This is a genomic window from Streptococcus mitis (genome assembly GCF_946190325.1).
Taxonomy (GTDB): domain Bacteria; phylum Bacillota; class Bacilli; order Lactobacillales; family Streptococcaceae; genus Streptococcus; species Streptococcus mitis_CF.
Genome location: NZ_CAMHZR010000002.1, coordinates 55,940 through 82,352, shown reverse-complemented (window position 1 = coordinate 82,352; position 26,413 = coordinate 55,940). Strand labels below are relative to the sequence as shown.

At 43.1% G+C, this 26,413-nt stretch carries 27 protein-coding genes; 18 read left to right on the top strand and 9 right to left on the bottom strand.

Annotated elements, in window-relative coordinates; genetic code table 11:
• Positions 1-247: 247 nt before the first annotated feature.
• The 7 genes from nusB to gatC all read right to left on the bottom strand — a co-directional run bounded on the left by nusB (position 248) and on the right by gatC (position 6,394).
• The gene (nusB, locus tag N8M95_RS03395) at positions 248-673 is read right to left on the bottom strand and encodes a transcription antitermination factor NusB (protein ID WP_049500258.1); all 426 of its coding nucleotides are present in this window, start codon (positions 671-673) and stop codon (positions 248-250) included.
• On the bottom strand, positions 666-1,055 hold the full coding sequence (locus N8M95_RS03390; RefSeq protein WP_020902992.1) for an Asp23/Gls24 family envelope stress response protein: 390 nt from the start codon (positions 1,053-1,055) through the stop codon (positions 666-668). Before N8M95_RS03390 ends, nusB begins: the two co-directional genes overlap by 8 nt.
• Before the next feature lie 21 nt (positions 1,056-1,076).
• The gene (gene efp, locus N8M95_RS03385; protein WP_000568643.1) at positions 1,077-1,637 is read right to left on the bottom strand and encodes an elongation factor P; all 561 of its coding nucleotides are present in this window, start codon (positions 1,635-1,637) and stop codon (positions 1,077-1,079) included.
• Positions 1,638-2,014: 377 nt separating this feature from the next.
• Positions 2,015-3,058 carry a 2,3-butanediol dehydrogenase gene (locus N8M95_RS03380; protein ID WP_000224426.1) on the bottom strand — a complete coding sequence of 348 codons (1,044 nt, stop codon included), beginning with the start codon at positions 3,056-3,058 and terminating at the stop codon, positions 2,015-2,017.
• 125 nt (positions 3,059-3,183) lie between these two features.
• Positions 3,184-4,626: an Asp-tRNA(Asn)/Glu-tRNA(Gln) amidotransferase subunit GatB gene (gatB, locus tag N8M95_RS03375; protein WP_001008638.1), complete on the bottom strand. Its 1,443-nt coding sequence runs from the start codon at positions 4,624-4,626 to the stop codon at positions 3,184-3,186.
• Complete coding sequence (gatA, locus tag N8M95_RS03370) at positions 4,626-6,092, bottom strand: Asp-tRNA(Asn)/Glu-tRNA(Gln) amidotransferase subunit GatA (RefSeq protein WP_023946545.1); 1,467 nt, start codon at positions 6,090-6,092, stop codon at positions 4,626-4,628. Before gatA ends, gatB begins: the two co-directional genes overlap by 1 nt.
• Positions 6,092-6,394 (bottom strand): Asp-tRNA(Asn)/Glu-tRNA(Gln) amidotransferase subunit GatC, encoded by a 303-nt coding sequence (gene gatC / locus N8M95_RS03365; protein ID WP_000705419.1) that lies wholly within the window; start codon positions 6,392-6,394, stop codon positions 6,092-6,094. Before gatC ends, gatA begins: the two co-directional genes overlap by 1 nt.
• Before the next feature lie 212 nt (positions 6,395-6,606).
• Between gatC and N8M95_RS03360 the strand changes: the two genes are divergently transcribed.
• Entirely contained in the window at positions 6,607-8,151 is a 1,545-nt protein-coding gene (locus N8M95_RS03360) for a peptide chain release factor 3 (RefSeq protein ID WP_125851457.1), read from the top strand.
• A gap of 370 nt (positions 8,152-8,521) precedes the next feature.
• Here the strand turns inward: N8M95_RS03360 and N8M95_RS03355 are convergent, their stop codons facing one another.
• Together N8M95_RS03355 and sstT are read right to left on the bottom strand one after the other, a co-directional pair.
• The gene (locus tag N8M95_RS03355; RefSeq protein WP_070479808.1) at positions 8,522-9,475 is read right to left on the bottom strand and encodes an aromatic acid exporter family protein; all 954 of its coding nucleotides are present in this window, start codon (positions 9,473-9,475) and stop codon (positions 8,522-8,524) included.
• 66 nt (positions 9,476-9,541) lie between these two features.
• Entirely contained in the window at positions 9,542-10,747 is a 1,206-nt protein-coding gene (sstT, locus tag N8M95_RS03350; protein ID WP_141230462.1) for a serine/threonine transporter SstT, read from the bottom strand.
• 151 nt (positions 10,748-10,898) lie between these two features.
• Here sstT and N8M95_RS03345 point away from each other — a divergent pair, with 151 nt between their 5' ends.
• The 17 genes from N8M95_RS03345 to rsmB all read left to right on the top strand — a co-directional run bounded on the left by N8M95_RS03345 (position 10,899) and on the right by rsmB (position 26,407).
• The gene (locus N8M95_RS03345) at positions 10,899-11,459 is read left to right on the top strand and encodes a mechanosensitive ion channel family protein (RefSeq protein ID WP_049500250.1); all 561 of its coding nucleotides are present in this window, start codon (positions 10,899-10,901) and stop codon (positions 11,457-11,459) included.
• A gap of 57 nt (positions 11,460-11,516) precedes the next feature.
• Positions 11,517-12,422: a magnesium transporter CorA family protein gene (locus N8M95_RS03340; RefSeq protein WP_000242267.1), complete on the top strand. Its 906-nt coding sequence runs from the start codon at positions 11,517-11,519 to the stop codon at positions 12,420-12,422.
• A 16-nt stretch (positions 12,423-12,438) separates the two neighbouring features.
• Complete coding sequence (locus N8M95_RS03335) at positions 12,439-12,966, top strand: YqeG family HAD IIIA-type phosphatase (protein ID WP_049500248.1); 528 nt, start codon at positions 12,439-12,441, stop codon at positions 12,964-12,966.
• 2 nt (positions 12,967-12,968) lie between these two features.
• Positions 12,969-14,075 carry a ribosome biogenesis GTPase YqeH gene (gene yqeH / locus N8M95_RS03330; RefSeq protein WP_020901601.1) on the top strand — a complete coding sequence of 369 codons (1,107 nt, stop codon included), beginning with the start codon at positions 12,969-12,971 and terminating at the stop codon, positions 14,073-14,075.
• A gap of 212 nt (positions 14,076-14,287) precedes the next feature.
• Positions 14,288-14,599: a ribosome assembly RNA-binding protein YhbY gene (yhbY, locus tag N8M95_RS03325; protein ID WP_000060169.1), complete on the top strand. Its 312-nt coding sequence runs from the start codon at positions 14,288-14,290 to the stop codon at positions 14,597-14,599.
• A 52-nt stretch (positions 14,600-14,651) separates the two neighbouring features.
• The gene (locus tag N8M95_RS03320) at positions 14,652-15,281 is read left to right on the top strand and encodes a nicotinate-nucleotide adenylyltransferase (RefSeq protein ID WP_261116620.1); all 630 of its coding nucleotides are present in this window, start codon (positions 14,652-14,654) and stop codon (positions 15,279-15,281) included.
• Positions 15,281-15,874, top strand: a complete 594-nt coding sequence (yqeK, locus tag N8M95_RS03315) for a bis(5'-nucleosyl)-tetraphosphatase (symmetrical) YqeK (protein ID WP_261116619.1) — start codon at positions 15,281-15,283, stop codon at positions 15,872-15,874. Before N8M95_RS03320 ends, yqeK begins: the two co-directional genes overlap by 1 nt.
• Complete coding sequence (locus N8M95_RS03310) at positions 15,875-16,375, top strand: cysteine hydrolase family protein (protein ID WP_078237884.1); 501 nt, start codon at positions 15,875-15,877, stop codon at positions 16,373-16,375. It abuts the gene before it with no gap.
• An 11-nt stretch (positions 16,376-16,386) separates the two neighbouring features.
• Positions 16,387-16,740 carry a ribosome silencing factor gene (gene rsfS, locus N8M95_RS03305; protein WP_045604793.1) on the top strand — a complete coding sequence of 118 codons (354 nt, stop codon included), beginning with the start codon at positions 16,387-16,389 and terminating at the stop codon, positions 16,738-16,740.
• 206 nt (positions 16,741-16,946) lie between these two features.
• Complete coding sequence (locus tag N8M95_RS03300) at positions 16,947-17,687, top strand: class I SAM-dependent DNA methyltransferase (RefSeq protein ID WP_314725762.1); 741 nt, start codon at positions 16,947-16,949, stop codon at positions 17,685-17,687.
• A 9-nt stretch (positions 17,688-17,696) separates the two neighbouring features.
• A complete protein-coding gene (locus N8M95_RS03295) occupies positions 17,697-18,794 on the top strand; it encodes a nucleotidyltransferase (protein ID WP_084928849.1) in 1,098 nt (365 codons plus the stop codon).
• A 190-nt stretch (positions 18,795-18,984) separates the two neighbouring features.
• Positions 18,985-20,598, top strand: coding sequence for a ribonuclease Y (locus N8M95_RS03290; RefSeq protein ID WP_261116618.1), 1,614 nt, complete (start codon positions 18,985-18,987; stop codon positions 20,596-20,598).
• A gap of 127 nt (positions 20,599-20,725) precedes the next feature.
• The gene (gmk, locus tag N8M95_RS03285; protein ID WP_000775041.1) at positions 20,726-21,352 is read left to right on the top strand and encodes a guanylate kinase; all 627 of its coding nucleotides are present in this window, start codon (positions 20,726-20,728) and stop codon (positions 21,350-21,352) included.
• A 24-nt stretch (positions 21,353-21,376) separates the two neighbouring features.
• Positions 21,377-21,691, top strand: a complete 315-nt coding sequence (rpoZ, locus tag N8M95_RS03280) for a DNA-directed RNA polymerase subunit omega (RefSeq protein WP_000979235.1) — start codon at positions 21,377-21,379, stop codon at positions 21,689-21,691.
• Positions 21,692-21,756: 65 nt separating this feature from the next.
• Complete coding sequence (locus N8M95_RS03275) at positions 21,757-24,153, top strand: primosomal protein N' (RefSeq protein ID WP_261116617.1); 2,397 nt, start codon at positions 21,757-21,759, stop codon at positions 24,151-24,153.
• Between the two features lie 12 nt (positions 24,154-24,165).
• Positions 24,166-25,101, top strand: a complete 936-nt coding sequence (gene fmt / locus N8M95_RS03270) for a methionyl-tRNA formyltransferase (RefSeq protein ID WP_023946530.1) — start codon at positions 24,166-24,168, stop codon at positions 25,099-25,101.
• Positions 25,094-26,407: a 16S rRNA (cytosine(967)-C(5))-methyltransferase RsmB gene (rsmB, locus tag N8M95_RS03265; RefSeq protein WP_261116616.1), complete on the top strand. Its 1,314-nt coding sequence runs from the start codon at positions 25,094-25,096 to the stop codon at positions 26,405-26,407. Before fmt ends, rsmB begins: the two co-directional genes overlap by 8 nt.
• Positions 26,408-26,413 lie beyond the last annotated feature (6 nt).

Genomic DNA, 26,413 nt, shown 5'->3' with positions numbered 1-26,413 from the left:
AACCACGTCAGCGTCCCCTTACCCGTATATATGGTTACTGACTTCGTCAGTTCTATCCACAACCCCAAAACCGTGTTTTTGAGCAGCCTACGGCTGGCTTTCTAGTTTGCTCTTTGATTTTCATTGAGTATTATTCTTTATAATACGCAAAAACTAGAACTGATAGTTAGTTCTAGTTTTTGTGTGCTTCTTGCTCTATGCAGAGGGGAAAGTCAAAAGGTGCTTGGAAGACCAAACACCTTTTCGATTATTCATTTTCTTCAGTTACGAATTGACTAAGCAGTCCGTTGATAAAGCGGGCTGATTTTTGATCTGAAAAATTCTTAGCAAGTTCAATAGCTTCATTGACTGCTACCAGCTGAGGTGTATCAAATGATGTGATTTCAAAGATTCCTAAGCGTAGTAAGTTTTTTTCGACCAAGGTCAAGCGCTCAACTGTCCAGCCTGACTTGAGGTGCTGGTTGATTTGTTTATCCAACTCGTCTTTTTGAGCTTGAACGCCAGAAACCAAGTTCAGAAGAAAGGCAGGGATTTGCACATCTGCATCTTCACGGTCATGCGTGTAGGCAAAGTGACAAGCTGTTTCCACATCTGTGCCGAATTCAAGGCTCATGAGAGCTTGAAAAGCGCATTTACGAAGTTCGCGTCTAGATTCTAATAATGGACTAGTCATTGAGGAAGTCCTCGTTAAATAGATCTTTCAACTCAGGTTTTGGTGTTTTGTCTGGAACGATTCCTGCAACATGGATGTTGACAGCAGAAAGTTCCACATCAGCCATATCACGGACAGCATCTTTGACTGCTTTTTGAATAGCAAGAGCAACTTTTGGTACTTTCACACCGTACTCAAGATAGAGGTAGATGTCAGCAGTTAGTTCTTCGTTGCTTTCTTTTAAGTAGACGCCACGACCAAGAGAGAGTTTTGATAGGGTATCAGATACGGATTTATTTGAAAATGAGTGGACACCATCAACTTTAGCAGTTGCGATGGCAATGATTTTTTCAAGTACACGTGGAGCGATAACGATTTCGCCAAATTGTTCTTCAATTCCCATAGAATGACCTCTTTCTAGAGATTAGGCACGAGAAACGTAAGTTCCTTCTGCAGTGTTGATGATCAATTTTTGCCCAGCTTCGATGAAGTCAGGAACGTTGACAACAAGTCCAGTTTCCATAGTCGCTGGTTTACCAGAACCTGTAACAGTAGCACCTTTGATAGATGGTTGTGTTTCAGCGACTGTCAATTCAACAGTAGTTGGTACAGTTACACCGATTACTTCAGTTCCGTAGAATTGGATTTTTACATCAGAGTTTTCAAGGATGTAAAGCAATTCATTTTCAACGTTTACGACTGGGATTTCGTATTGGTCGTAAGTTTCAGTATTCATGAAGTAGGCAGTTTCATCCATCTTGTACAAGTATTGAGCTGGAACAGTTTCGATAATAGCTTGTTCGAATTTTTCTTCTGGACGGTAGCTTGTGTCAAATGTAGAACCAGTACGGACATCACGTAATTTCATACGCATGATTGTGTTTCCTTTACCTGGTTTGTGGTGGCTAGCTTCCAAAACGCGGATTAATTTTCCGTCTGCAGTTTCAAATGTCATACCAGCTTTCAATTTGCTTGCTTCAATCATGTTTTTACCTCTTTAATAAATATTATTACTCTTCATTTTACCATAAAATCTTCTGGAAATAAAGCCAAAATAGTTAATGGGATTTGGTAGGGGAGAAAAAGAATATTGCCTAGTCAGGTGGAGTGGTTAATGTTAAAAAGTATCCACTATATTTCTTCTCATACTCAATGGAAATCAAAGAGCAAAATAGGAAGCAAGCCGCAGGTTGCTCAAAACACTGTTTTGAGGTTGTGGATAGAACTGACGAAGTCGGTAACCATATACACGGTAATGTGACGCTGACGTGGTTTGAAGAGATTTTCGAAGAGTATTATATTTCAAAAGGCCGAAGTAAGCTTACTCCGACCTGTTAGTATTGTCTTAAAAAGATGGATTTTTTATTCTGGTTCTACCAAAATTTTAATTTGTGACTTATCTTGAGTTAATTCGATAAAGCCTTCTTCAACGATATTTTCCAATTTAATTTTCTTAGTAACTAATTTTTCAGCAGAGAAGTAGCCTTGTTCCATCAATTCTAATACTTTAGGGAAGATATGACGATAAGCAATGATTCCTTTTAGTGTCTTTTCTTGGATTGCAAATTCATTCGGATTAATATTTGCTTCTCGTTCCCAGATAGAGACCACCATGCACTCACCTGCTTTATGTACGGCAGCTAAGGCTTGTCCTAAAACTACTGGCACACCCGTTACTTCATAAGAAACATCTACACCACCGTTTGTTAAACGATGAATAGCTTCAACAGCTGTTTCACCTTCTTCCGGACGGACAACGATAGCTCCTAACTCTTCAGCTTTTGCTTGACGTTCAGGTGATAGTTCAACAGCATAAATCTTAGAAGCACCCGCTGCACGAAGGGCTTCTACAATTAAGAGACCAATCGGACCTAAGCCAAAGACAGCAGCAGTATCACCAGCTTTTAGTGCTGATTGACGAACTGCATAAACTGCAACAGCAGCTGGCTCAGTGAGAGCAGCTTGCTCATAGCTTAAGCTATCTGGAATGACATGTACTAAGTCACCGTCTAAAACACAATATTTGGCAAATCCACCGTCTGCAGCCAAACCGACAAAATTAAGGTTTGGATCCAAATTATAATTACCAACTAAGTTATTCTTAGCTAGAATTGGTTCTACAGCAACACGATCACCAACTTTAACACGAGTAACATCGCTTCCGACTTCTACAATTTCACCAGAAAATTCATGTCCCAGTGTTACTGGTGCTTTTTGACCAGAATAGACATGTTCTTCTGTTGGGATGAAGATAGGGCCATCTAAAAATTCGTGGAGGTCAGTACCACAAATTCCCGTGAATTTAACAGCAACTTTTACTTGGTGCGGAAGTACCTCAGGGACTTCTACTTCTTGAATACGAACATCTTTTGCTGCATGCCAGCGAGCTGCTTTCATTGTAGCCATATGAATAACTCCTTATTGTTACGATTTTTAGTTTTCTTTTTAGGAAACTTTACATGTAACATTGTAAACGCTTTCCTTGTATTTGTCAAGAAAAAACCAACCTCAAGGCTGGTTTCTTTTACATATTAATCTTCTTTCAACTTCGCTAATTCCTGAGCAAGGAGTTTAAGGGCGACTTGTGGGTTGGCTTGGCCTTTGGTTGCTTTCATAAGGAATCCTGTGAAGGCCTTATCTGCGTTACGTTTACCTGACTTGAAGTCGGCAACCGCCGCTTCGTTATCGACAAAGACTTGGTGGATGATTGGAATCAGGATTTCAGGATCTGAGATTTGAACCATACCTGCTTTTTCAACGTATTCACGCGCTCCTCCGCCATTTTTAGCTAGGTGGACAAAGACTTTCTTAGCAATCTTAGAAGAGATAGTGCCGTCTTCGATGATGGCAATCATTTCAACCAAGTTTTCTGGTGTCAATTCGATTTGTTCTAGTGTCTTGCCTTCGGCATTCAAGAACTGAGCGACTTCCCCTTGGAGCCAGTTAGAGACTTGTTTGGCATCGCCACCGAGGGTAACAGCTTTTTCAAAGAAGTCAGAAGTGACTTTGTTTGCCGTCAACTGACTAGCATCATAGTCTGACAAGCCAAGGTCAGATACATAACGCGCACGGCGTTCTTTTGGAAACTCTGGCAACTCAGTTCGCATTTCCTCAATCCACTCGTCTGAGATTTCAAAGATTGGTAGGTCTGGCTCTGGGAAGTAGCGGTAGTCTGCAGCTCCTTCCTTGACACGCATGAGGATGGTTGCCTTGTTAGCTTCATCGTAACGGCGTGTTTCTTGACGGATTTGACCCCCTGAGCGAAGGATTTCAGCTTGACGTTGGACTTCGTATTCAAGACCTTTACGAACGTTTGAGAAGGAGTTGAGGTTCTTCAACTCTGTCTTGGTACCGAATTTCTCTTGACCATAAGGGCGAAGGGAGATATTGGCATCCACACGCATAGAACCCTCTTCCATCTTAACGTCAGAAATACCAGCGTACTGGATAACCTCCTTGAGGGCTGTTAGATAAGCATAGGCTTCTTCAGGAGAACGCATGTCAGCTTCAGATACAATCTCAATCAATGGCACCCCTTGGCGGTTGAGGTCAACATAAGAGTAGCCATCTGTACCGTGGGTGTTTTTACCAGCATCTTCTTCTAGGTGGGCACGTTCGATACCGATTTTCTTAGTTGTACCGTCTTCTAGCTCCACTTCAATCCAGCCGTTATAACCGATTGGCTCATCAAACTGAGAAATTTGGTAGGCTTTTGGATTATCAGGGTAGAAGTAGTTCTTGCGGTCAAAGTGCATCTTTTTGTGGATGTCCATGTTGAGGGCAAGAGCAGCCTTGATACCGGCATCGACAACACCTTTATTAAGAACTGGCAGAACTCCTGGGAAAGACCAATCAATCACGTTAGTGTTGGCATTTTGGTCATTTCCAAAGTGGGCAGAAGTAGGTGAGAAGATTTTTGAATTGGTGTTGAGCTCTACGTGGACTTCAAGTCCAATGACTGTTTCAAAGTTCATTAGTTATCACCTCCAAAAATCACGGGTTGTTGTTTGTGGTAGTCTGTTGTCGCCTCAAAAGCAGCAGCAGCTTGGTAAATGGTTTCCTCAGAGTACTTAGGACCGATCAATTGGAGACCGACAGGCAGACCTTGAGAGAATCCAGCAGGAATAGAAATTCCAGGCAGTCCTGCCAAGTTTACAGGTATGGTCAAGAGGTCAGCCAAGTACATAGCAACTGGGTCGTGGTTGAGTGAATCCAAGTCATAGGCAACACTAGGAGCAGTTGGGCCCAAAATCAAGTCGTAATCCGCGAAGACTTTTTCGAAATCTTGGATGATGAGGGTACGGACCTGACCAGCCTTCTTATAGTAGGCGTCATAGTAACCTGATGAAAGACTGAATGTACCAAGCATGATACGGCGTTTAACCTCTTCACCGAAACCTTGGCTACGGCTGTTTACATAGATTTCATCAAGGTTGGTTGCATCTTCTGCGCGGTAGCCGTAACGGATACCGTCAAAACGTTGCAAGTTTGATGAAGCTTCAGATGAAGCAATGATGTAGTAGACGGCAACACCGTATTTTGAGTGAGGTAGACTCACTTCTTCAACAATAGCACCAAGTTTTTCAAAGTGTTTGGCTGCGTTCAGAATGGTTCCCTTAACCTCTGGGTCAATTCCTTCACCAAGGTATTCCTTAGGCAAAGCAATTTTCATGCCCTTGATGTCTTGGCCGATTTTTGAAGTAAAATCGGCAATGCGGACAGGAGCAGAAGTAGAGTCTTTGGCATCTTCGCTTGCAATAGCATTGAGCAAGAAGGCATTTTCCTTAACAGTCGGAGCGAAAGGTCCAATCTGGTCTAATGAACTACCAAAGGCAATGAGACCGAAACGTGAAACTGTTCCGTAGGTTGGTTTGAGACCGACGATCCCATTGAAGGCAGCAGGTTGGCGGATAGATCCACCAGTATCAGAACCAAGTGACAAGCGAACTTGTCCTGAGGCTACAGCTGCAGCAGAACCACTTGATGATCCACCAGGGACCTTGCTGTGGTCCCAAGCATTTTTAGTGGCACCGTAGTAAGAAGTCTCACCTGATCCACCCATGGCAAACTCGTCCATGTTGGTTTTCCCTACGACAATCATGCCTTTCGCTTTTGCATTGGCAACGGCTGTCGCATCAAAGATTGGCTCGTAGTTGTAGAGCATTTTTGAGGCTGCAGTTGTAAGAATACCGTCTGTAGAGATATTATCCTTAACTGCAAGTGGAATTCCTGAAAGGACATTATCAGCATCGATTCCAGCTTCATCAATAGCTTTAGCTTGAGCAAGAGCTTGCTCTTCAGCGATGGTAACAAAAGCGTTGATAGCGGTCTCGCGAGACTTGATATCTTCAAGTGTTGCTTGTGTTAATTCAGTTGCTGAAATTTCCTTAGAGACAAGGAGATTGTGCAAGTCTTCAATGGTTTTATTGTTGAAAGTCATTAGGCATCTCCTCCATCGTCTAGGATAGCTGGTACCTTGATATAGTAGTTGTCTTTTTCAGGTACGTTTTTAAACAGGCGATCACGGTCTGTTCCTTCTTCGGCCACATCAGGGCGGAGTACAGTCTTGCGGTCAGCCATGGTTGTAGTAGGTGCGACACCAGTTGTGTCAACTTCGCCCAGCAATTCAACCATGTCAACAATCTTAGACAAGGTAGTCGCAAAGGCAGCAGTTTCTTCTTCAGAGAATCTTAATTTTGAAAGATTGGCAACGTGTGTTACCTCTTCTTGCGTAATTTTCATCTTGCATCCTTTCGTGAAATGATGATTTTTAGTCTGTTCTATTTTACCATATTTTCCTATAAATAAGGGAGGGGGAGCTGAAAAGAAATAGAAATTGAAAAAAATGCTAAAATCCGATATAATGGAGTGTTGAAAGGAATGGTAAAATCCAATGTAAAATCATTCTTAGCTATTGAAATAACTAAAAATAGAAAATCAAAGAAAGAGAACTTATGAATATTCAAGAAGAAATTAAGAAACGTCGTACTTTTGCCATCATCTCCCACCCGGACGCAGGGAAAACAACCATCACGGAGCAGTTGCTCTACTTTGGGGGCGAGATTCGTGAAGCTGGTACGGTTAAAGGAAAGAAAACAGGGACTTTTGCCAAGTCTGACTGGATGGATATCGAGAAGCAACGTGGGATTTCGGTGACCTCATCTGTGATGCAGTTTGACTACGATGGTAAGCGCGTGAATATCCTCGACACGCCAGGGCATGAGGACTTCTCAGAAGATACCTATCGTACCTTGATGGCGGTGGATGCTGCGGTCATGGTGGTGGACTCTGCCAAGGGTATCGAGGCCCAAACTAAGAAATTGTTTGAGGTTGTGAAACACCGTGGTATTCCAGTCTTTACCTTTATGAACAAGCTAGACCGTGACGGACGTGAGCCACTGGACCTCTTGCAAGAATTGGAAGAAGTATTGGGCATTGCTAGCTACCCGATGAACTGGCCAATTGGGATGGGGAAAGCCTTTGAAGGCTTGTATGATCTCTATAACCAACGCTTGGAGCTCTATAAAGGGGATGAGCGTTTTGCTAGTCTAGAAGATGGGGACAAACTCTTTGGTAGCAATCCTTTCTACGAGCAAGTCAAGGATGATATTGAACTTTTAAATGAAGCTGGTAATGAGTTTTCAGAGGAAGCTATTCTGGATGGAGAATTGACACCAGTCTTCTTCGGTTCAGCTTTGACAAACTTTGGTGTGCAGACCTTCCTTGAGACCTTCCTTAAGTTTGCTCCAGAACCACATGGGCACAAGAAAACAGATGGAGAAATTGTGGATCCTTACGACAAGGACTTCTCAGGATTTGTCTTTAAAATCCAAGCCAACATGGACCCTCGACACCGTGACCGTATTGCCTTTGTACGTATCGTATCGGGTGAATTTGAACGTGGTATGAGTGTCAACTTGCCTCGTACTGGTAAGGGTGCTAAACTGTCTAATGTTACCCAGTTTATGGCGGAAAGTCGTGAGAATGTGACTAATGCCGTGGCAGGAGATATCATCGGGGTTTACGATACAGGTACTTATCAGGTTGGGGATACCTTGACGGTTGGAAAAAACAAATTTGAATTTGAACCACTGCCAACCTTTACACCTGAGATTTTCATGAAAGTTTCTGCCAAGAATGTCATGAAGCAAAAATCCTTCCACAAGGGAATCGAGCAATTGGTGCAAGAAGGAGCCATTCAGCTTTATAAGAATTACCAAACAGGCGAGTATATGCTGGGTGCTGTCGGCCAACTCCAGTTTGAAGTCTTCAAGCATCGTATGGAAGGCGAGTACAATGCGGAAGTAGTCATGAGCCCAATGGGTAAAAAGACCGTTCGCTGGATCAAACCTGAGGACTTGGATGAACGCATGTCATCAAGTCGCAATATCTTGGCCAAAGACCGTTTTGACCAACCAGTCTTCCTCTTTGAAAATGACTTTGCCCTCCGCTGGTTTGCGGACAAGTATCCAGATGTAGAGTTAGAGGAGAAGATGTAAATCGTTACAAATAACTAGCAACATAAAGTTGCTGTCATTTGACGGTAACCGCTATGGCGGCTTACCTAAACGCTTCACTAGGAAAAATTCACGAATAATATCGATTCGTGGGCTTTTCCGTTGTAACTGGTAGTGAGAGGTCTAGCTAACTGTCTTACTAACTATGTGTGGTAAATGAAATTGATTTGTAAAAATTAGTGTCGTGGATAATAAGACAGCAAAGTATGTGGGGTTTTACCTTAGCCCTCTATCAAAAAGATGTTGAATATTAGACCTTATTCATTTTACTATTAACCTTTATGGTAATAACTTACAAATAAAAGAAAACTTCAGATATTCACCTTTTGTGATTGGTCTGAAGTTTTCTTTTTTACTGTCCATATTTTTTATAAAAATCAACTTTTACTTGGATGAAGGTTTTGGCTTCACGTAGGAGTTGAAGAAGTGTGGCACGGGTTTCAAATTCTTCTCTTGTCTTGGGCAAACTGCGATTACGGAAGACTTTCAGATAACGTTCAATTTCATCTAGCAAATCAGAAGCAGGATTGGTCTGGCTCAGTTGACCAGCAATTTTTGAAAAGAGCTGGGCCAAAATCAGACTCTCACTGGCAGCTAGGTGACAGGTGTTGATTTGCTGGGCCATGTTTCGCAGGATACGACTTTGTCGCTGTCTCATTTCAAAATAGTGGATATGGTAGTCGGTCTGGTGAAAGAGGTGGTCAGAGTGATCTAGATAGACCAGTCTGAGGGCTTCTTCCAAAAGGGTGTCCAATTCTTCAACCAGTTGTGCTCGGTTGCGTCCATCCCCTCTGGATAAATAATATTTGAAGCGCTGGAGGATATCTTTTAACTTTTCTTCTACCAATGTGTGGTAATGATGAATTTCCTCTTCTCGTGAAGGCATGTAGAGATTGACAAGTAAGGCAAATCCTGTACCGATTGCAAAGAGAAGGAATTCGTTGACTAGAAGGTCTGGAGAGGTTGTCTCTTGTACCAAGAGGTGGCTAACCAAAACAGTGCTTGGTGTGATGCCAATTTCCCATCCCATCTTGTAGGCTAGAGGCACATAGAGGGCTAGATAGAGGCCAAGGCTCCAGATATGAAATCCGCTCAAGTGAAAAGCCAGAACTCCGATAACCAAAGCTAGAAGCATGGAAAAGAGGCGATTTCGGGCCAGTTTTAAGGTACTTCTACGGGTATCGGATAGGCTCAAGAGGGCGATTATTCCAGCCGAGACAGCTGAGGAGAGATTGAGAAAGTAAGCAAGAAGGCAGGCAAGACAGGTAGCTAAGATGAGCTTGGTCGTACGTTGGCTAATAGACATAAGGATTTCCTAGTAAGTTAGATAAAAGCGGAAAAGACAAGACCTGAGCAGGCTTGCCTTGATGAGTTATTTCTTACGGGCTGCTGCGTATTCGGCAACAGCAGTAAAGAGGACATCTGTAGAAGAGTTGAGGGCTGTTTCGCATGAGTCCTGGATGACCCCAATGACAAATCCAACACCGACAACTTGCATGGCAATATCGTTAGAAATACCGAAAAGGCTACAAGCAACTGGGATAAGAAGGAGGGAACCTCCCGCAATACCAGAAGCACCACAGGCTGAGATAGCTGCTACCACACTGAGGACAAAGGCTGTTGCAAAGTCAACAGGGATTCCAAGAGTATTTACTGCAGCAAGGGTCAAAACGTTAATGGTAATCGCTGCTCCGGCCATGTTGATAGTAGAACCAAGTGGGATAGAAACCGAATAGGTATCTGGATCTAGTCCAAGGTCATGGCAAAGTTTCATGTTGACAGGGATGTTAGCCGCAGAGCTACGAGTGAAGAAGGCTGTCACACCGCTGACACGCAAACATTTCCAAACGAGGGGATAAGGATTTCTCTTCATAAAGAGGAAGGCAATCAATGGATTGACTACTAGGGCCACAAAGAACATAGTTGTCACCAAGAGGGCAAGCAAGATTCCGTAGTTGGCTAGACTGCCGATTCCCTTATCAGAGATGGTTTTGAAGACAAGACCAAGAATACCAAATGGAGCTAGGTTGATGATCCATTCGACAATCTTAGAAGTCACATCAGCCATGGTTTTCAGCAATTCTTTACTGTTTTTGCTGGCCTCTCTCATAGCAATCCCGAAAATGACTGCCCAAGATAGGATACCGATGTAGTTGGCAGTAATGAGGGCATTGACTGGATTGTCAACTAGTTTGAGCAAGAGGTTGCTGAGGACTTGTCCAATCCCATCTGGTGGTGCGATTTCTGTATTGGCACTATTTAAGGTAATCTCAACAGGGACAATGAAGCTTGCTAGGACAGCAACAAGTGCTGCTGCAAAGGTTCCTACCAAGTAAAGGAAGATAACCGTTTTCATGTTGCTATCTTGCCCCTTTTGATGTTGGGAAAGGGCATTGGCAACGAGGGCAAAGACTAGAATAGGTGCGATGGCTTTGAGGCCACCAACAAAGAGATCTCCAAGTAAACCAATTCCTGAAATGTTAGGAAGTGTCAGCCCTAGGGTTCCTCCAATAAGCATACCAATCAAAATCCGTTTGATTAGGCTTGCCTTATTCCAAGCATGAATGATTTTTTTCATAACAATCTCCTTTGTTGTGTAATGTTTATGATTATAGTATAAATATGAGCTAAAATCAAGAATTTTCTGTCTATTTTGGCTATTATTTTTGAATATTTATGGAGATTCATCACTTGTGAAAGTATGGTATAATAAATGAAAGGAGTTTTCTATGCAAGAATTTATTCAAACCTACCTCAATAAGCTTGATATAACAACGATTATTGAGAATATCTTAACCAAGTTAATTTCTCTGTTATTTCTATTTTTGCTATTCTATATAGCTAAGAAACTACTTCATACCATGGTGCAGAGAATTGTTAAACCTTCTTTAAAAATGTCTCGTCATGATATCGGGCGTCAGAAAACCATCTCACGTCTGTTAGAAAATGTGTTTAATTATACCCTTTATTTCTTTTTGCTTTACTGCATTTTGTCGATTTTAGGTTTGCCAGTTTCTAGTTTGCTGGCAGGGGCTGGGATTGCTGGGGTGGCTATTGGGATGGGAGCCCAAGGCTTTCTATCTGATGTCATCAATGGCTTTTTCATCCTCTTTGAACGTCAACTGGATGTGGGAGATGAGGTCGTTTTGACAAATGGTCCTATTACCGTATCGGGCAAGGTTGTCAGTGTCGGCATTCGAACAACGCAACTCAGAGGAGAAGATCAGGTTCTGCACTTCGTTCCCAATCGGAATATCACCGTCGTCAGCAATTTCTCACGCACAGACTAGACCTGTTATTTTAAGTAATTTGTGGTACAATAGAAAGAGTTTAATAAAGGAGAAAAGATGGTTTTAGAAAAGCAGTTGGGCAATGGTTGTACCTGGATAGACCTTGATGTGGATAAGATTAAAAATATGGAAGATCTTTCTGACATCTATGGATTGGACAAGGAAACCATTGAGTATGCTCTGGATAGAAATGAACGAGCTCATATGGATTATAACCGTGAAACGGAGACGGTAACCTTTATTTATAATGTTCTTGATTTAGAAAAAGACAAAGAATATTATGAAGCGATTCCCATGACCTTTATCGTCGAAAGACAACGAATGATTACCATCAGCAACCATAAGAATGCTTATGTCATTGATCAGATGTCAGCTTATCTGGATAGCCATGAGTCGCTTTCTATTTACAAGTTTCTCTTTGCTGGTTTAGAGATTATCAGTAACGCTTATTATCCTGTCATTGAAGAGATGGATAAAAGTAAGGACGAAATTAGTGCCTTGCTACGTCAAACTACAACAAAGAAAAATCTCTTCGCCCTCTCTGACTTGGAGACTGGTATGGTTTACTTGACAGCAGCAGCAAAACAAAATCGACTCCTCTTGGAACATATCCAGGGCCATGCTCTTTATCGGAGATTTAATGATGTCGAACGAGAGCAGTTTGATGATGCAATGATTGAAGCCCATCAGTTGGTGTCTATGACAGACTTGATTTCTCAAGTCTTGCAACAACTCTCAGCTTCTTACAACAACATCCTAAACAATAACTTGAATGATAGTTTGTCAATTTTGACTATTATCTCCGTCTTACTAGCAGTACTTGCGGTTATTACAGGTTTCTTCGGAATGAATGTTCCTCTACCATTTACAGAAGAGCCAAATGCTTGGATTTATATCTTAATGACTAGCTTGATTTTATGGGTGGCCTTATCTCAATGGCTGAAGAAAATTACTAGAAAATAAAAGAAAAGGAGCCAAAATGGTGATTGAAAACTACATGCCAGACTTTGCTGTGGAAGCAGTCTATGATCTGACAGTCCCAAGCCTGCAGGCGCATGGAATCAAGGCTGTTTTGGTCGATTTGGACAATACCCTCATTGCTTGGAACAACCCTGACGGGACGCCAGAGATGAAGCAATGGCTACATGATCTTCGGGACGCGGGCATTCGCATCATTGTGGTATCAAATAACACTAAAAAACGCGTCCAACGAGCAGTTGAGAAATTTGGGATTGACTACGTTTATTGGGCTCTGAAGCCCTTCACATTTGGGATTGACCGTGCCATGAAGGAATTTCATTATGAGAAAAGTGAAGTGGTCATGGTTGGCGACCAGCTCATGACAGATATACGAGCAGCCCACCGTGCAGGCATTCGCTCGATTTTAGTCAAACCCTTGGTCCAACATGACTCGATCAAAACACAGATCAACCGAGCTCGTGAGCGCCGTGTGAAGCGAAAAATCACTGAAACGTACGGACCGATTACATATAAAAAAGGAATTTAACTATGGAAGAAATTCTCTGTATTGGTTGTGGAGCAACCATTCAGACGACAGATAAGGCTGGTCTTGGTTTTACCCCCCAGTCGGCACTTGAAAAAGGTTTGGAAACTGGCGAAGTCTATTGCCAACGCTGTTTCCGTCTCCGCCACTATAATGAAATCACGGATGTCCAGTTGACGGACGATGATTTCCTCAAGCTCTTGCACGAGGTGGGAGACAGTGATGCCTTAGTGGTCAATGTCATTGATATCTTTGATTTTAATGGCTCTGTCATTCCAGGCTTGCCACGCTTTGTCTCGGGAAATGATGTCCTCTTGGTTGGAAATAAAAAAGATATCCTGCCCAAGTCAGTTAAACCAGGCAAGATTAGCCAGTGGCTCATGGAACGTGCCCACGAAGAAGGTCTTCGTCCAGTCGATGTCGTCCTAACTTCAGCACAAAACAAACATGCCATTAAGGAAGTCATTGACAAGATTGAACACTACCGTAAGGGCCGCGATGTCTATGTGGTCGGTGTAACCAACGTTGGAAAATCAACCCTCATCAATGCCATCATTCAAGAAATCACGGGTGATCAGAATGTCATCACGACTTCGCGCTTCCCAGGGACAACCTTGGACAAAATTGAGATTCCGCTTGACGACGGTTCTTATATCTACGATACGCCGGGAATTATCCACCGCCACCAGATGGCTCACTACTTGACGGCTAAAAACCTCAAGTATGTCAGCCCTAAAAAGGAAATTAAACCCAAAACCTATCAGCTCAATCCTGAACAAACACTGTTTCTAGGCGGTCTCGGACGCTTTGACTTCATTGCGGGTGAAAAGCAAGGATTCACAGCCTTCTTTGATAATGAACTCAAACTCCACCGAACCAAGCTTGAAGGAGCTAGTGCTTTCTATGACAAGCATGTAGGAACCCTTCTGACACCACCAAATAGCAAGGAAAAAGAAGATTTTCCAAAACTAGTCCAACATGTATTTACCATCAAGGACAAGACAGACCTAGTCATCTCTGGACTCGGCTGGATCCGCGTAACAGGAACAGCCAAAGTCGCCGTCTGGGCACCAGAAGGTGTCGCAGTCGTCACGCGAAAAGCAATTATTTAAAATAAAATTACTGAGCGAACAAAGTGAGCTCATAAAGAGATAGTTATTGCTGTGGTGTCTTGCCAATCTGTAGATTGGCAAGGGGCACAATTGAGACCAAGGCTCAATTGTGAGGTCAGGAAATCCATTTTTCAAAGATGAGATCTTTGGAAAATTAGTTCCGACCGTCCCTCACCACCTAAAATAACTATCAAAAAAACAAGGAAGAAATTATGTCATTAACATCAAAACAACGTGCCTTCCTCAACAGCCAGGCACACACCCTCAAACCCATCATCCAAATCGGGAAAAATGGACTGAACGACCAAATCAAAACCAGCGTCCGTCAAGCTCTTGACGCTCGTGAATTGATCAAGGTAACGCTCTTGCAAAACACCGATGAAAATATCCATGAAGTAGCTGAAATTTTGGAAGAAGAAATCGGTGTGGATACAGTCCAAAAAATCGGACGCATCTTGATTTTGTTTAAACAATCTAGCAAGAAAGAAAATCGCAAGATTTCTAAAAAAGTAAAAGAAATTTAACCACTATACTCCAAACAACTGTTTTTTACAGAGAAATAAAGGAGACTAGCCTATGGCAATCGAATTATTGACTCCCTTTACCAAGGTAGAGTTGGAGCCAGAAATCAAGGAGAAAAAACGCAAGCAAGTTGGAATTTTAGGGGGGAATTTTAACCCTGTTCACAATGCCCATCTGATTGTTGCGGACCAAGTACGGCAACAGTTGGGACTGGATCAAGTTCTGCTTATGCCTGAATACCAACCTCCTCATGTAGATAAAAAGGAAACCATCTCTGAGAACCATCGTCTCAAGATGCTTGAATTGGCGATAGAGGGGATTGAAGGTCTGGACATTGAAACCATTGAGCTAGAGCGCAAGGGCATTTCTTACACCTACGACACCATGAAGATTTTGACCGAGCAACATCCAGACACCGATTATTACTTCATTATTGGAGCTGATATGGTGGATTATCTGCCTAAGTGGTACCGAATTGATGAGCTGGTCGACATGGTTCAGTTTGTCGGAGTTCAGCGTCCACGCTACAAGGCAGGGACTTCCTATCCCGTTATCTGGGTGGATGTGCCTCTCATGGATATCTCGTCCAGCATGGTGCGTGACTTCCTTGCCCAAGGTCGGAAACCCAACTTTCTCCTGCCTCAGCCTGTGCTAGACTACATCGAAAAGGAGGGGCTCTACTGATGGCCTATCAAGACTATATCAACTGCTCTCGTGAGGCTTTGTTGGAAAAAATGGCAGAGCTTCTGCCTGAAAAACGCTTAACCCATTGCTTGGGTGTGGAGAGTGCAGCCATAGAACTGGCTCAGCGCTTTGGAGTCGATGTCGAGAAAGCAGGTCTTGCAGGCCTTCTTCATGACTATGCTAAAAAGCTGTCAGATCAGGAATTTTTAGACTTGATTGACCGTTATCAGCTAGACCCTAACCTCAAAAACTGGGGCAATAATGTCTGGCATGGGATGGTCGGAATTTACAAAATTCAGGAAGATTTGGATTTGCATGATTCAGAAATTCTACGAGCCATTGAAATCCATACAGTTGGGGCGGATCAGATGACAGATCTTGATAAGGTTATCTATGTCGCAGACTATATCGAGCACAATCGTGCCTTTCCAGGAGTGGATGTAGCACGTGAGATTGCAAGTTTATCGCTCAATAAGGCAGTTGCCTACGAAACAGCTCGTACTGTGGAGTATCTGGCTCATCAGGGATTCCCCATCTATCCCCAAACCCTTGAAACCTATAACGCCTTTGTGCACTATTTGAAAGAGGACTAAATGAAGACGGCTTTTATAATCATTGATGTTCAGAATATTTTAGTGGAAACCGGTTTTCAGACAAATAGTCTATTGGAAAAAATTTCTTATTTACAAAACCATGCTAGAAGTAAGAATATCGAAATTATCTATGTTCAACATATTGAGAATCCTGAAGCTCAAACATCAGAAGATTGGCAGTTATCTGCGCTTTTAAATCGAAAACCTGATGAAAAGGTCTTTCAGAAGAAGTATAATAGTATTTTCAAAGAAACTGGCTTAAAAGAATACTTGGATAAACAGGGGATTGAAAAATTAGTTTTATGTGGCATGCAGACAGAATATTGTGTGGATACCTCTGTCAAGGTTGCCTTTGAATATGGCTATAAGCTGATTATTCCAGAAGGTGCTGTCACAACCTTTGATGGGGATGACATTCCAGCAGAAACGATAAATGAATTTTATGAGGACATTTGGGAGAATCGCTTTGCAGATGTCCTAGATTATAAAAATATTTTTTAAAAGAGGACTAAATGAACGAAAAAGAATTACTAGAACTAGTCGTGAAAGCGGCTGATGAGAAACGTGCGGAGGATATCCTCGCACTTGACGTACAAGATTTGACTAGCGTGACGGATTACTTTGTTATTACTAGTTCAATGAATAGCCGTCAGTTGGATGCTATCGCTGATAATATCCGTGAAAAAGTAGCGGAAGCAGGATTTAAAGGCAGTCATGTCGAAGGCGACGCAGCTGGAGGTTGGGTCTTGCTGGATCTTGGTGCTGTCGTTGTGCATATCTTTTCAGAAGAAATGCGTGCCCACTATAACCTAGAAAAACTATGGCATGAGGCGAATTCAGTAGATTTATCTGAAACTCTGGCGTAGAAGATGAACTCAGTTGTAGTCAACTGGGTTTTATTTGCTTATTTTAGAAAAATTGATAGAAAGGTAGAGAGCGTCGTGTTTGGCTCCTTTCGAAATTGAACACGAGCTAAAAGCTGTGAGAAAAAGATAAACTTCCTTTGTATCTGACGATACGGCAGAAAGTTTTCTATTTTCTCCTTGCTTTTAACGCTCTTGGTATCATGATTATGGCAACTTATGAAACCTTTGCGGCGGTCTATGATGCGGTCATGGACGATAGTTTATACGACAAATGGACGGATTTTTCTCTGCGTCACTTGCCTAAGACCAAGGAGAGAAAGAAACTCTTGGAATTGGCTTGTGGGACAGGAATTCAATCGGTGCGCTTCTCTCAGGCTGGTTTTGATGTGACTGGACTTGACTTGAGTGGGGATATGTTGAAGATTGCTGAGAAGAGAGCTACTTCAGCCAAACAAAAGATTGATTTTATTGAAGGAAATATGCTGGATTTGTCCAAGGCAGGTCAATACGATTTTGTCACGTGTTATTCGGACTCTATCTGCTATATGCAGGATGAGGTGGAAGTAGGGGACGTCTTTAAGGAAGTCTATAATGCTCTCAACGAAGATGGCATCTTCATCTTTGATGTGCATTCGACCTACCAGACAGATGAAGTTTTTCCAGGCTATTCTTACCATGAAAATGCAGAAGAGTTCGCTATGCTCTGGGATACCTACGAGGACGCGGCTCCTCACTCCATCGTGCATGAGTTGACCTTTTTTATCAAGGAGGCGGACGGTTCCTTTAGTCGCCACGATGAAGTGCATGAGGAGCGGACCTATGAGGTCTTGACCTATGATATCTTGCTGGAACAGGCTGGTTTCAAGTCTTTCAAACTCTATGCCGACTTTGAGGACAAGGAACCAACAGAAACCAGTACACGTTGGTTTTTTGTGGCGCAGAAGTAGGAGATTAGCATGACCATCACAGGTATTATCGCGGAGTTTAATCCCTTTCATAATGGGCATAAATACCTGCTGGATCAGGCAGAGGGGCTGAAAATCATTGCCATGTCTGGGAATTTTATGCAGCGTGGAGAGCCTGCTATCGTAGACAAGTGGACTCGGGCCCAGATGGCGCTGGAAAACGGAGCAGATCTGGTAGTGGAATTGCCCTTTTTAGTCAGTGTTCAGGCAGCTGATTTCTTTGGTCAAGGAGCTGTGGATATCTTGGCTCGGTTGGGTATTGATAGCCTCGCTTTTGGAACAGAAGAAGTTCTGGATTATCAAAAAATCGCTGACTTATACGCAGAGCAAGGTAGAGAGATGGAGAATTTTGTGGAAAATCTGCCTGATTCTCTCTCCTATCCCCAGAAAACCCAAGCCATGTGGAAGGAATTTGCTGGTCTTGATTTTTCAGGCCATACACCCAATCATGTTCTTGCTTTGGCCTATGCCAAGGCGGTTGCGGGACGAAATATCAAGCTGTATCCGATTCAGCGTCAGGGGGCTGGTTACCATTCTGTGGACCAGGATGTGGACTTCGCCTCGGCGACAGCCCTCCGTCAGCACCAAAGGGACAAAGATTTCTTAGAACGATTTATGCCTTCTGTTGCCCTATTTGAGCAGACCAGTAAAGTGAGCTGGGAAGACTATTTTCCTTTGCTCCGCTATCAAATCTTGTCAAATCCCGACATAACCACCATCTATCAGGTCAATCAAGAAATGGCTGTGCGCATTAAAGAGACCATCAAGACAGTCCAGTCTGTGGAAGACTTGATTGAGGCGGTTGCGACCAAACGTTACACCAAGGCGCGTGTCAGACGCCTTTTGACCTATATCTTGGTGCAGGCTAGAGAAAGTGACTTGCCAGAAGGCATCCATGTTCTTGGCTTTACTGAAAAAGGCAGGCAACATCTCAAGTCTTTGAAAGGGCAGGTCGATCTAGTCAGCCGAATTGGCAAAGAACCTTGGGATGCTATGACCCAAAAGGCAGACCAGATTTACCAACTGGGAAATCCAAGTATAGCAGAGCAGAATTTTGGAAGAGTACCGATTAGAATAGAAATAAACTAAGTCTACTGAAAAGTAGGCTTTTTCTCAAGTCTCTACTAAACTACTATTTCTAAATAACAATTTTATTTTTGTGAATGTGTTCCAATTTCCCCAAAACATATTCTATTTTAGGTTTGTGAAAATCACTTTTTTATGGTAGAATGTAAAAGAATGTATGTCATTCGGAATAACAATAAAATGAGGTAAAAACATGGAAATCATGTCGCTTGCGATTGCTGTTTTTGCCGTCATCATTGGTTTAGTCATTGGATATGTCAGCATCTCAGCCAAGATGAAATCATCTCAGGAAGCTGCAGAGTTGATGCTTTTAAATGCTGAACAAGAAGCAACTAATTTACGTGGACAAGCTGAACGTGAAGCGGATTTACTTGTTAATGAAGCTAAACGTGAAAGCAAGTCTCTTAAAAAAGAAGCACTATTGGAGGCCAAAGAAGAAGCCAGAAAATACCGTGAAGAAGTGGACGCTGAATTCAAATCAGAACGTCAAGAACTCAAACAAATCGAAAGTCGTTTGACAGAGAGAGCTACTAGCCTTGACCGTAAGGACTACAATTTGACGAGTAAAGAACAAACACTTGAACAAAAAGAACAAAGTATTTCTGATAGAGCGAAAAACCTTGATGCGCGTGAAGAGCAATTAGAGGAAGTCGAAAGACAAAAAGAAGCAGAGCTAGAGCGTATTGGTGCCCTGTCTCAGGCAGAAGCACGAGATATTATCTTGGCTCAGACAGAGGAAAACTTGACCAAGGAGATTGCTAGCCGCATTCGTGAAGCTGAGCAAGAGGTCAAGGAACGTTCTGACAAAATGGCCAAGGACATCTTGGTTCAAGCCATGCAACGTATCGCTGGTGAATATGTGGCGGAGTCAACAAACTCAACGGTTCACCTGCCAGACGATACTATGAAGGGACGCATTATTGGTCGTGAAGGTCGTAACATTCGTACCTTTGAAAGTTTGACAGGGGTCGATGTGATTATCGACGATACACCAGAAGTGGTGACCTTATCAGGTTTTGACCCGATTCGTCGTGAAATTGCCCGTATGACTATGGAAATGTTGCTCAAGGATGGTCGTATCCACCCAGCTCGTATCGAAGAGTTGGTTGAGAAAAACCGTCAAGAGATTGACAATAAGATTCGTGAATACGGTGAGGCTGCTGCCTATGAAATTGGGGCACCAAACCTTCATCCAGACTTGATGAAAATCATGGGTCGCTTGCAGTTCCGTACTTCATATGGACAAAATGTCTTACGTCATTCGATTGAGGTTGCTAAGTTAGCTGGTATCATGGCGAGCGAACTTGGTGAAAATGCGGCTCTTGCTCGTCGTGCAGGGTTCCTTCACGATATCGGAAAAGCCATTGACCGTGAGGTTGAAGGTAGCCACGTTGAAATCGGTATGGAATTGGCTCGTAAGTACAAGGAACATCCAGTTGTGGTGAATACAATTGCTAGCCACCACGGTGATGTCGAAGCCGAAAGCGTCATTGCAGTGATTGTTGCTGCAGCAGATGCTTTGAGCGCTGCCCGTCCGGGTGCTCGTAGTGAGTCTCTTGAAAGCTACATCAAACGTCTTCATGATTTGGAAGAAATTGCGAACGGCTTTGAAGGAGTACAGAATAGCTTTGCCCTTCAAGCAGGACGTGAAATCCGCATCATGGTCAATCCAGGACAAATCAAAGACGACAAAGTCACAATCTTGGCTCACAAAGTTCGTGAGAAAATTGAAAACAATCTCGATTACCCTGGAAATATCAAGGTAACCGTGATTCGCGAGCTTCGTGCAGTAGATTATGCTAAATAAATAAGAAAGAGCAGTTGAAAAATTACTGCTTTTTTGTTACACTAGATAGAAAGACTGTAAAGGATAATCTGGCTTTTTGCCATTATTCTAGAAATGTTATTTCACAGACTGACTAAAAGGAGACACAATGGCAGACCGAGGCTTACTAATCGTATTTTCTGGTCCTTCAGGGGTTGGAAAAGGAACGGTTAGAAGAGAGATTTTTGAGAGTTCTGAAAACCAATTTCAATACTCTGTATCGATGACGACACGCGCACAACGTCCTGGAGAAGTGGACGGTGTTGATTATTTCTTCCGTACTCGTGAAGAGTTTGAAGAGCTGATTCGTCAAGGACAGATGCTGGAATATGCAGAATATGTCGGCAACTACTATGGAACTCCTCTGACCTATGTCAATGAAACCTTGGACAAGGGAATCGATGTTTTCCTTGAAATTGAAGTTCAAGGCGCTCTTCAGGTCAAGAAAAAGGTTCCAGATGCTGTCTTTATCTTCCTGACACCACCAGATTTGGATGAATTGCAAGATCGTTTAGTAGGTCGTGGAACAGACAGTGCAGAAGTGATTGCCCAACGAATCGAAAAAGCCAAGGAAGAAATTGCTCTCATGCGTGAGTATGATTATGCGATTGTCAACGATCAGGTGCCCCTAGCTGCTGAGCGTGTCAAACGTGTTATTGAAGCAGAGCACTTCCGTGTAGATCGTGTCATTGGTCACTATCAGGAGATGTTACCAAAATCTCCAACTACTCGATAAAATTTAGAAAATAGGTACAAGCAAATGATGTTAAAACCCTCTATTGATACCTTGCTCGACAAGGTTCCATCAAAATATTCACTCGTAATTTTGGAAGCAAAACGTGCCCACGAATTGGAAGCAGGTGCGCCAGCAACTCAAGGTTTCAAGTCTGAAAAATCAACTCTTCGCGCTTTAGAAGAAATCGAATCAGGAAACGTTACAATTCACCCAGATCCAGAAGGAAAACGTGAAGCAGTGCGTCGCCGTATCGAAGAAGAAAAACGCCGCAAAGAAGAAGAAGAAAAGAAAATCAAAGAGCAAATCGCTAAAGAAAAAGAAGATGGTGAAAAAATTTAAGGTTGGGGGGACTCAATCTTATTTTTTCTATTGCAAGAATGTACTGACAAGGAGGAGGTGAGAAGATGGCTATAGCCAAGATTATCGTAGATGTGCCTTTGATGCAGACGGACCAGCCCTATAGTTACAGGATTCCTGAGGAATTCGAGGGAATGCTAGAAGTTGGGATGCGGGTTCATGTGCCTTTTGGTAAGGGCAATCGCCTGATTCAAGGGATTGTTCTTGGTTTGGAGTCCCAACCAGATGAAGAAGAGGCTAATCATGATTTAAAAGATATTGCGGAGGTGCTGGATTTTTCTCCTGTTCTCACGCAAGAACAACTCTGGCTTGCTGAGGAGTTACGCAAGTCCGTCTTCTCCTATAAAATCTCCATCCTCAAGGCTATGCTACCAGGATTTCTGAACTCCAGCTATGACAAGATTCTCTATCCTCTTGCAGGTCTGAGTCAGGAAGACCGAGAGCGCTTGTTTGGTTCAGAGGATTCGCTTGCATTTTCTTCTCTGGATTTAGCTAAGCAAGCTGAAATGATGCGTTTGACTAGAAAAGGCCTGCTTGGTCTAGAATATCAGGCAATTGATCAAAAGAAGGTCAAGACCCAGTCTTGGTATGAGGTTGACCTTGCTCAATTAGAAAGTGTAGAGATTTCTACGCGTGCTAAGAAAAAGTTGGAATTGAGAGATTATTTGCTGTCTCATCCAGAGAGTGCTTCTTTGGCTAGTTTGTTAGAGTCCTACTCGCGGGAGCAAGTCAACTTCTTTGTGGAACAAGGTGCTGTGACCATAGTCCAAAAGGAAGTTCAACGCTCGGCTGCTTATTTTGAAGGGATTGAAGCAAGTCAGCCTTTGGAATTGAATCCAGAGCAAAGACAGGCGCGTGATGCGGTTGTCAGTGCGATTGGCAGTCATCAGGCTCCCTTCCTCCTTCAAGGGATTACAGGAAGTGGGAAGACCGAGGTTTACTTGCAGATTATCCAAGGGGCTTTGGATAAGGGCAAGACAGCTATTTTGCTGGTACCTGAGATCTCCTTGACTCCTCAGATGACGGAGCGTTTTATCGCTCGTTTTGGGGATAAGGTTGCCATTCTTCACTCTGGCCTGTCTAATGGTGAAAAGTATGATGAATGGCGCAAAGTGGAACGTGGCGATGCCCAAGTTGTTGTTGGTGCTAGATCGGCCATCTTTGCTCCGCTGAAGAATCTAGGTGTTATGATTATCGATGAGGAGCACGAAGCGACTTATAAGCAGGACAGCAATCCCCGTTATCATGCCAGAGAGGTAGCTATTTTACGGGCCCAATACAATCAAGCGGCATTGGTTCTTGGTTCCGCGACACCGAGCTTAGAAAGCCGTGCGAGGGCTGGAAAGGGCGTCTATCAACATTTGCGTCTGACCCAACGCGCCAATCCTCTAGCTAGGATCCCTGAGGTTCAAGTGATTGACTTTCGGGACTATATCGGACAAAATGAGACGTCAAACTATACGCCTCCTTTGCTAGAGGCTATCCAAGACCGTCTGGCTAAAAAAGAGCAGGTGGTTCTTATGCTGAATCGCCGTGGTTATTCTAGCTTTGTCATGTGTCGGGAGTGTGGGACCGTGGATACTTGTCCTAACTGTGATATTTCTTTGACCTTGCACATGGATACCAAGACCATGAACTGCCATTATTGTGGCTTTTCGAAGGATATTCCTCAGGTCTGTCCTAACTGTAAGAGTCGAAGTATTCGTTACTATGGGACAGGAACTCAGAAGGCTTATGACGAGCTAGCAGAACTCTTTCCGCAAGCCCGTATTTTGCGGATGGATGTGGACACGACTCGTAAGAAAGGTAGTCACCAAGCTCTCCTTGACCAGTTTGGACGAGGAGAAGCGGATATTTTACTAGGTACTCAGATGATTGCTAAGGGATTGGATTTTCCCAATGTAACCCTAGTCGGAGTGCTCAATGCGGATACAGCCTTGAATCTACCAGATTTCCGTTCTTCTGAGAGAACCTTCCAGCTCTTGACTCAGGTGGCAGGCCGAGCAGGTCGTGCTGAAAAAGCTGGTCAGGTTTTGATACAGTCCTACAATCCGCAGCACTATGCTATTCGATTTGCCAAGGATCAGGACTACGAAGGTTTTTATGCCTATGAAATGGGTATCAGACGACAACTTGGTTATCCACCATACTATTTCACCATTGGCATTACCCTTTCTCACAAGAAAGAAGAAGAGGTGGTCAAACGTGCCTATGAAGTTATGAACATTTTGCGGTCAGGCTTGTCTGAAACCAGTAACATCCTTGGGCCGACGCCCAAACCCATCGCCCGTACTCACAACCTCTATCATTACCAGATTTTAATTAAATACCGTTTAGAAGATGAGCTGGGGCCGACCCTCAATCAGGTCTTGGCCTTGACTCAAGAACGGGAAAATAGTGAGCTCCGTCTCAGCATTGACCATGAGCCACAGCAATTTTTATAAGAAGGAGAAGATATGACAAAATTAATCTTTATGGGGACACCCGACTTTTCAGCAACAGTCTTAAAAGGGCTTTTGACAGATGACCGTTACGAAATTCTAGCCGTTGTGACCCAGCCAGACCGTGCTGTCGGACGTAAAAAAGTGATCCAAGAAACCCCAGTTAAACAAGCTGCAAAAGAGGCGGGACTTCCTATCTACCAACCTGAAAAACTATCTGGAAGTCCAGAGATGGAAGCTATTATGAAACTAGGAGCGGATGGAATTGTGACTGCTGCTTTTGGGCAATTTCTTCCAAGTAAACTCCTTGATAGCATGGATTTTGCGGTCAATGTTCATGCTTCTCTTCTTCCTAAACATCGTGGTGGTGCGCCTATCCATTATGCCTTGATTCAAGGGGATGAGGAAGCTGGTGTGACCATTATGGAAATGGTTAAGGAAATGGATGCAGGAGATATGATTTCTCGTCGTAGTATTCCGATCACAGATGAGGATAATGTTGGCACCTTGTTTGAGAAATTAGCTCTTGTTGGTCGCGATTTGCTTTTGGATACTTTACCAGCTTATATTGCTGGTGATATCAAACCTGCACCGCAGGATCCAAGTCAGGTTACTTTCTCGCCAAACATCAAGCCAGAGGAAGAAAAATTGGATTGGAATAAAAGCAATCGTCAACTCTTTAACCAAATCCGTGGAATGAATCCGTGGCCTGTTGCCCATACTTTCCTTAAGGGAGACCGCTTTAAGATTTATGAAGCCCTAACAGTACATGGTCAGGGAAATCCAGGAGAGATTCTCTCTATCGGCAAGAAAGAATTGATTGTCGCAACGGCTGAAGGAGCTTTGTCTCTCAAACAAGTGCAGCCAGCTGGTAAACCTAAGATGGACATTGCTTCCTTCCTAAACGGAGTTGGACGGACATTGACTGTAGGAGAACGATTTGGTGACTAAAGTAGAAACGGCTAGAAGTTTAGCCCTAGCAGTATTAGAGGATGTTTTTATCAATCAAGCATACTCAAATATCGCCTTAAATAAGCATCTCAAGGGAAGTCAGCTCTCTACAGCAGACAAGGGCTTGGTGACCGAGCTGGTCTATGGAACGGTAGCACGTAAACTGACTCTGGAATGGTACTTGTCCCACTTTATCGAAGACAGAGACCAGCTAGACAGCTGGCTCTATGTCCTTCTTCTCATGAGTGCTTACCAACTCCGCTATTTGGACAAAATTCCAGATCATGCTGTGGTCAATGAAGCAGTGGAATTGGCCAAAGTCCGTAAAAAAGGCAGTGAAAAATTAGTCAACGCCGTACTTCGTCGTATTCTGCGTGAAGGCTGGCCAGATATTGCTAGCATCAAACGGAAAAACAAGCGTGATTCCATTGCTTATTCTCTCCCAGTTTGGCTAGTTTCCAAGCTCAAGGAAGAATACGGTGAAGAGCGAGCACAAGCCATCTTTGAAAGTCTTTTGGTGCGAAACAAGGCCAGTATTCGTGTGACTGATTTAAACCGAAAAGAGGAAATCCAAGCCTTGTTGGAGGCTAGTGATTCACCTTTGTCTCCTTCTGGTCTGGTCAAGGAACAAGGACATTTTGCAGGTCATGATTTGTTTGCGAAGGGAGCCATTACCATTCAAGACGAGTCCAGTCAATTGGTTGCGCCAACTTTGAATTTGCAGGGAGATGAGCAGGTTCTAGATGCCTGTGCTGCTCCAGGAGGAAAAACGGCCCACATTGCTTCCTATCTTACGACAGGGCAGGTTACTGCTCTGGATTTGTATGACCACAAGTTGGACTTAATCCAAGAAAATGCTCAACGTCTGGGAGTTGCAGATCGGGTTCAAACGCAAAAATTGGATGCCAGAAAGGTGCATGAGTTTTTTGGGCGAAATTCATTTGATAAGATTTTGGTGGATGCTCCCTGTTCAGGAATCGGTCTTCTGCGCCGAAAACCAGATATCAAATACAATAAAGAAACGGCAGATTTCGCGTCCTTACAGGAAATTCAGCTAGAAATATTAGGTAGTGTTTGTCAAACACTACGCAAAGGTGGTATAATAACTTATAGTACCTGTACTATTGTCTCAGAGGAGAATTTTCAAGTCGTTGAGGCGTTTTTAGAAAGTCATCCTGAGTTCGAGCAGGTAAAACTAGAACATGAATGTAAGGATATCATGAAAGACGGCTGTATCCTCATTACACCTGAATTGTATGGAAGTGATGGATTCTTCATCAGTCAATTTCGCAAGATATCAGATTAGGAAGGA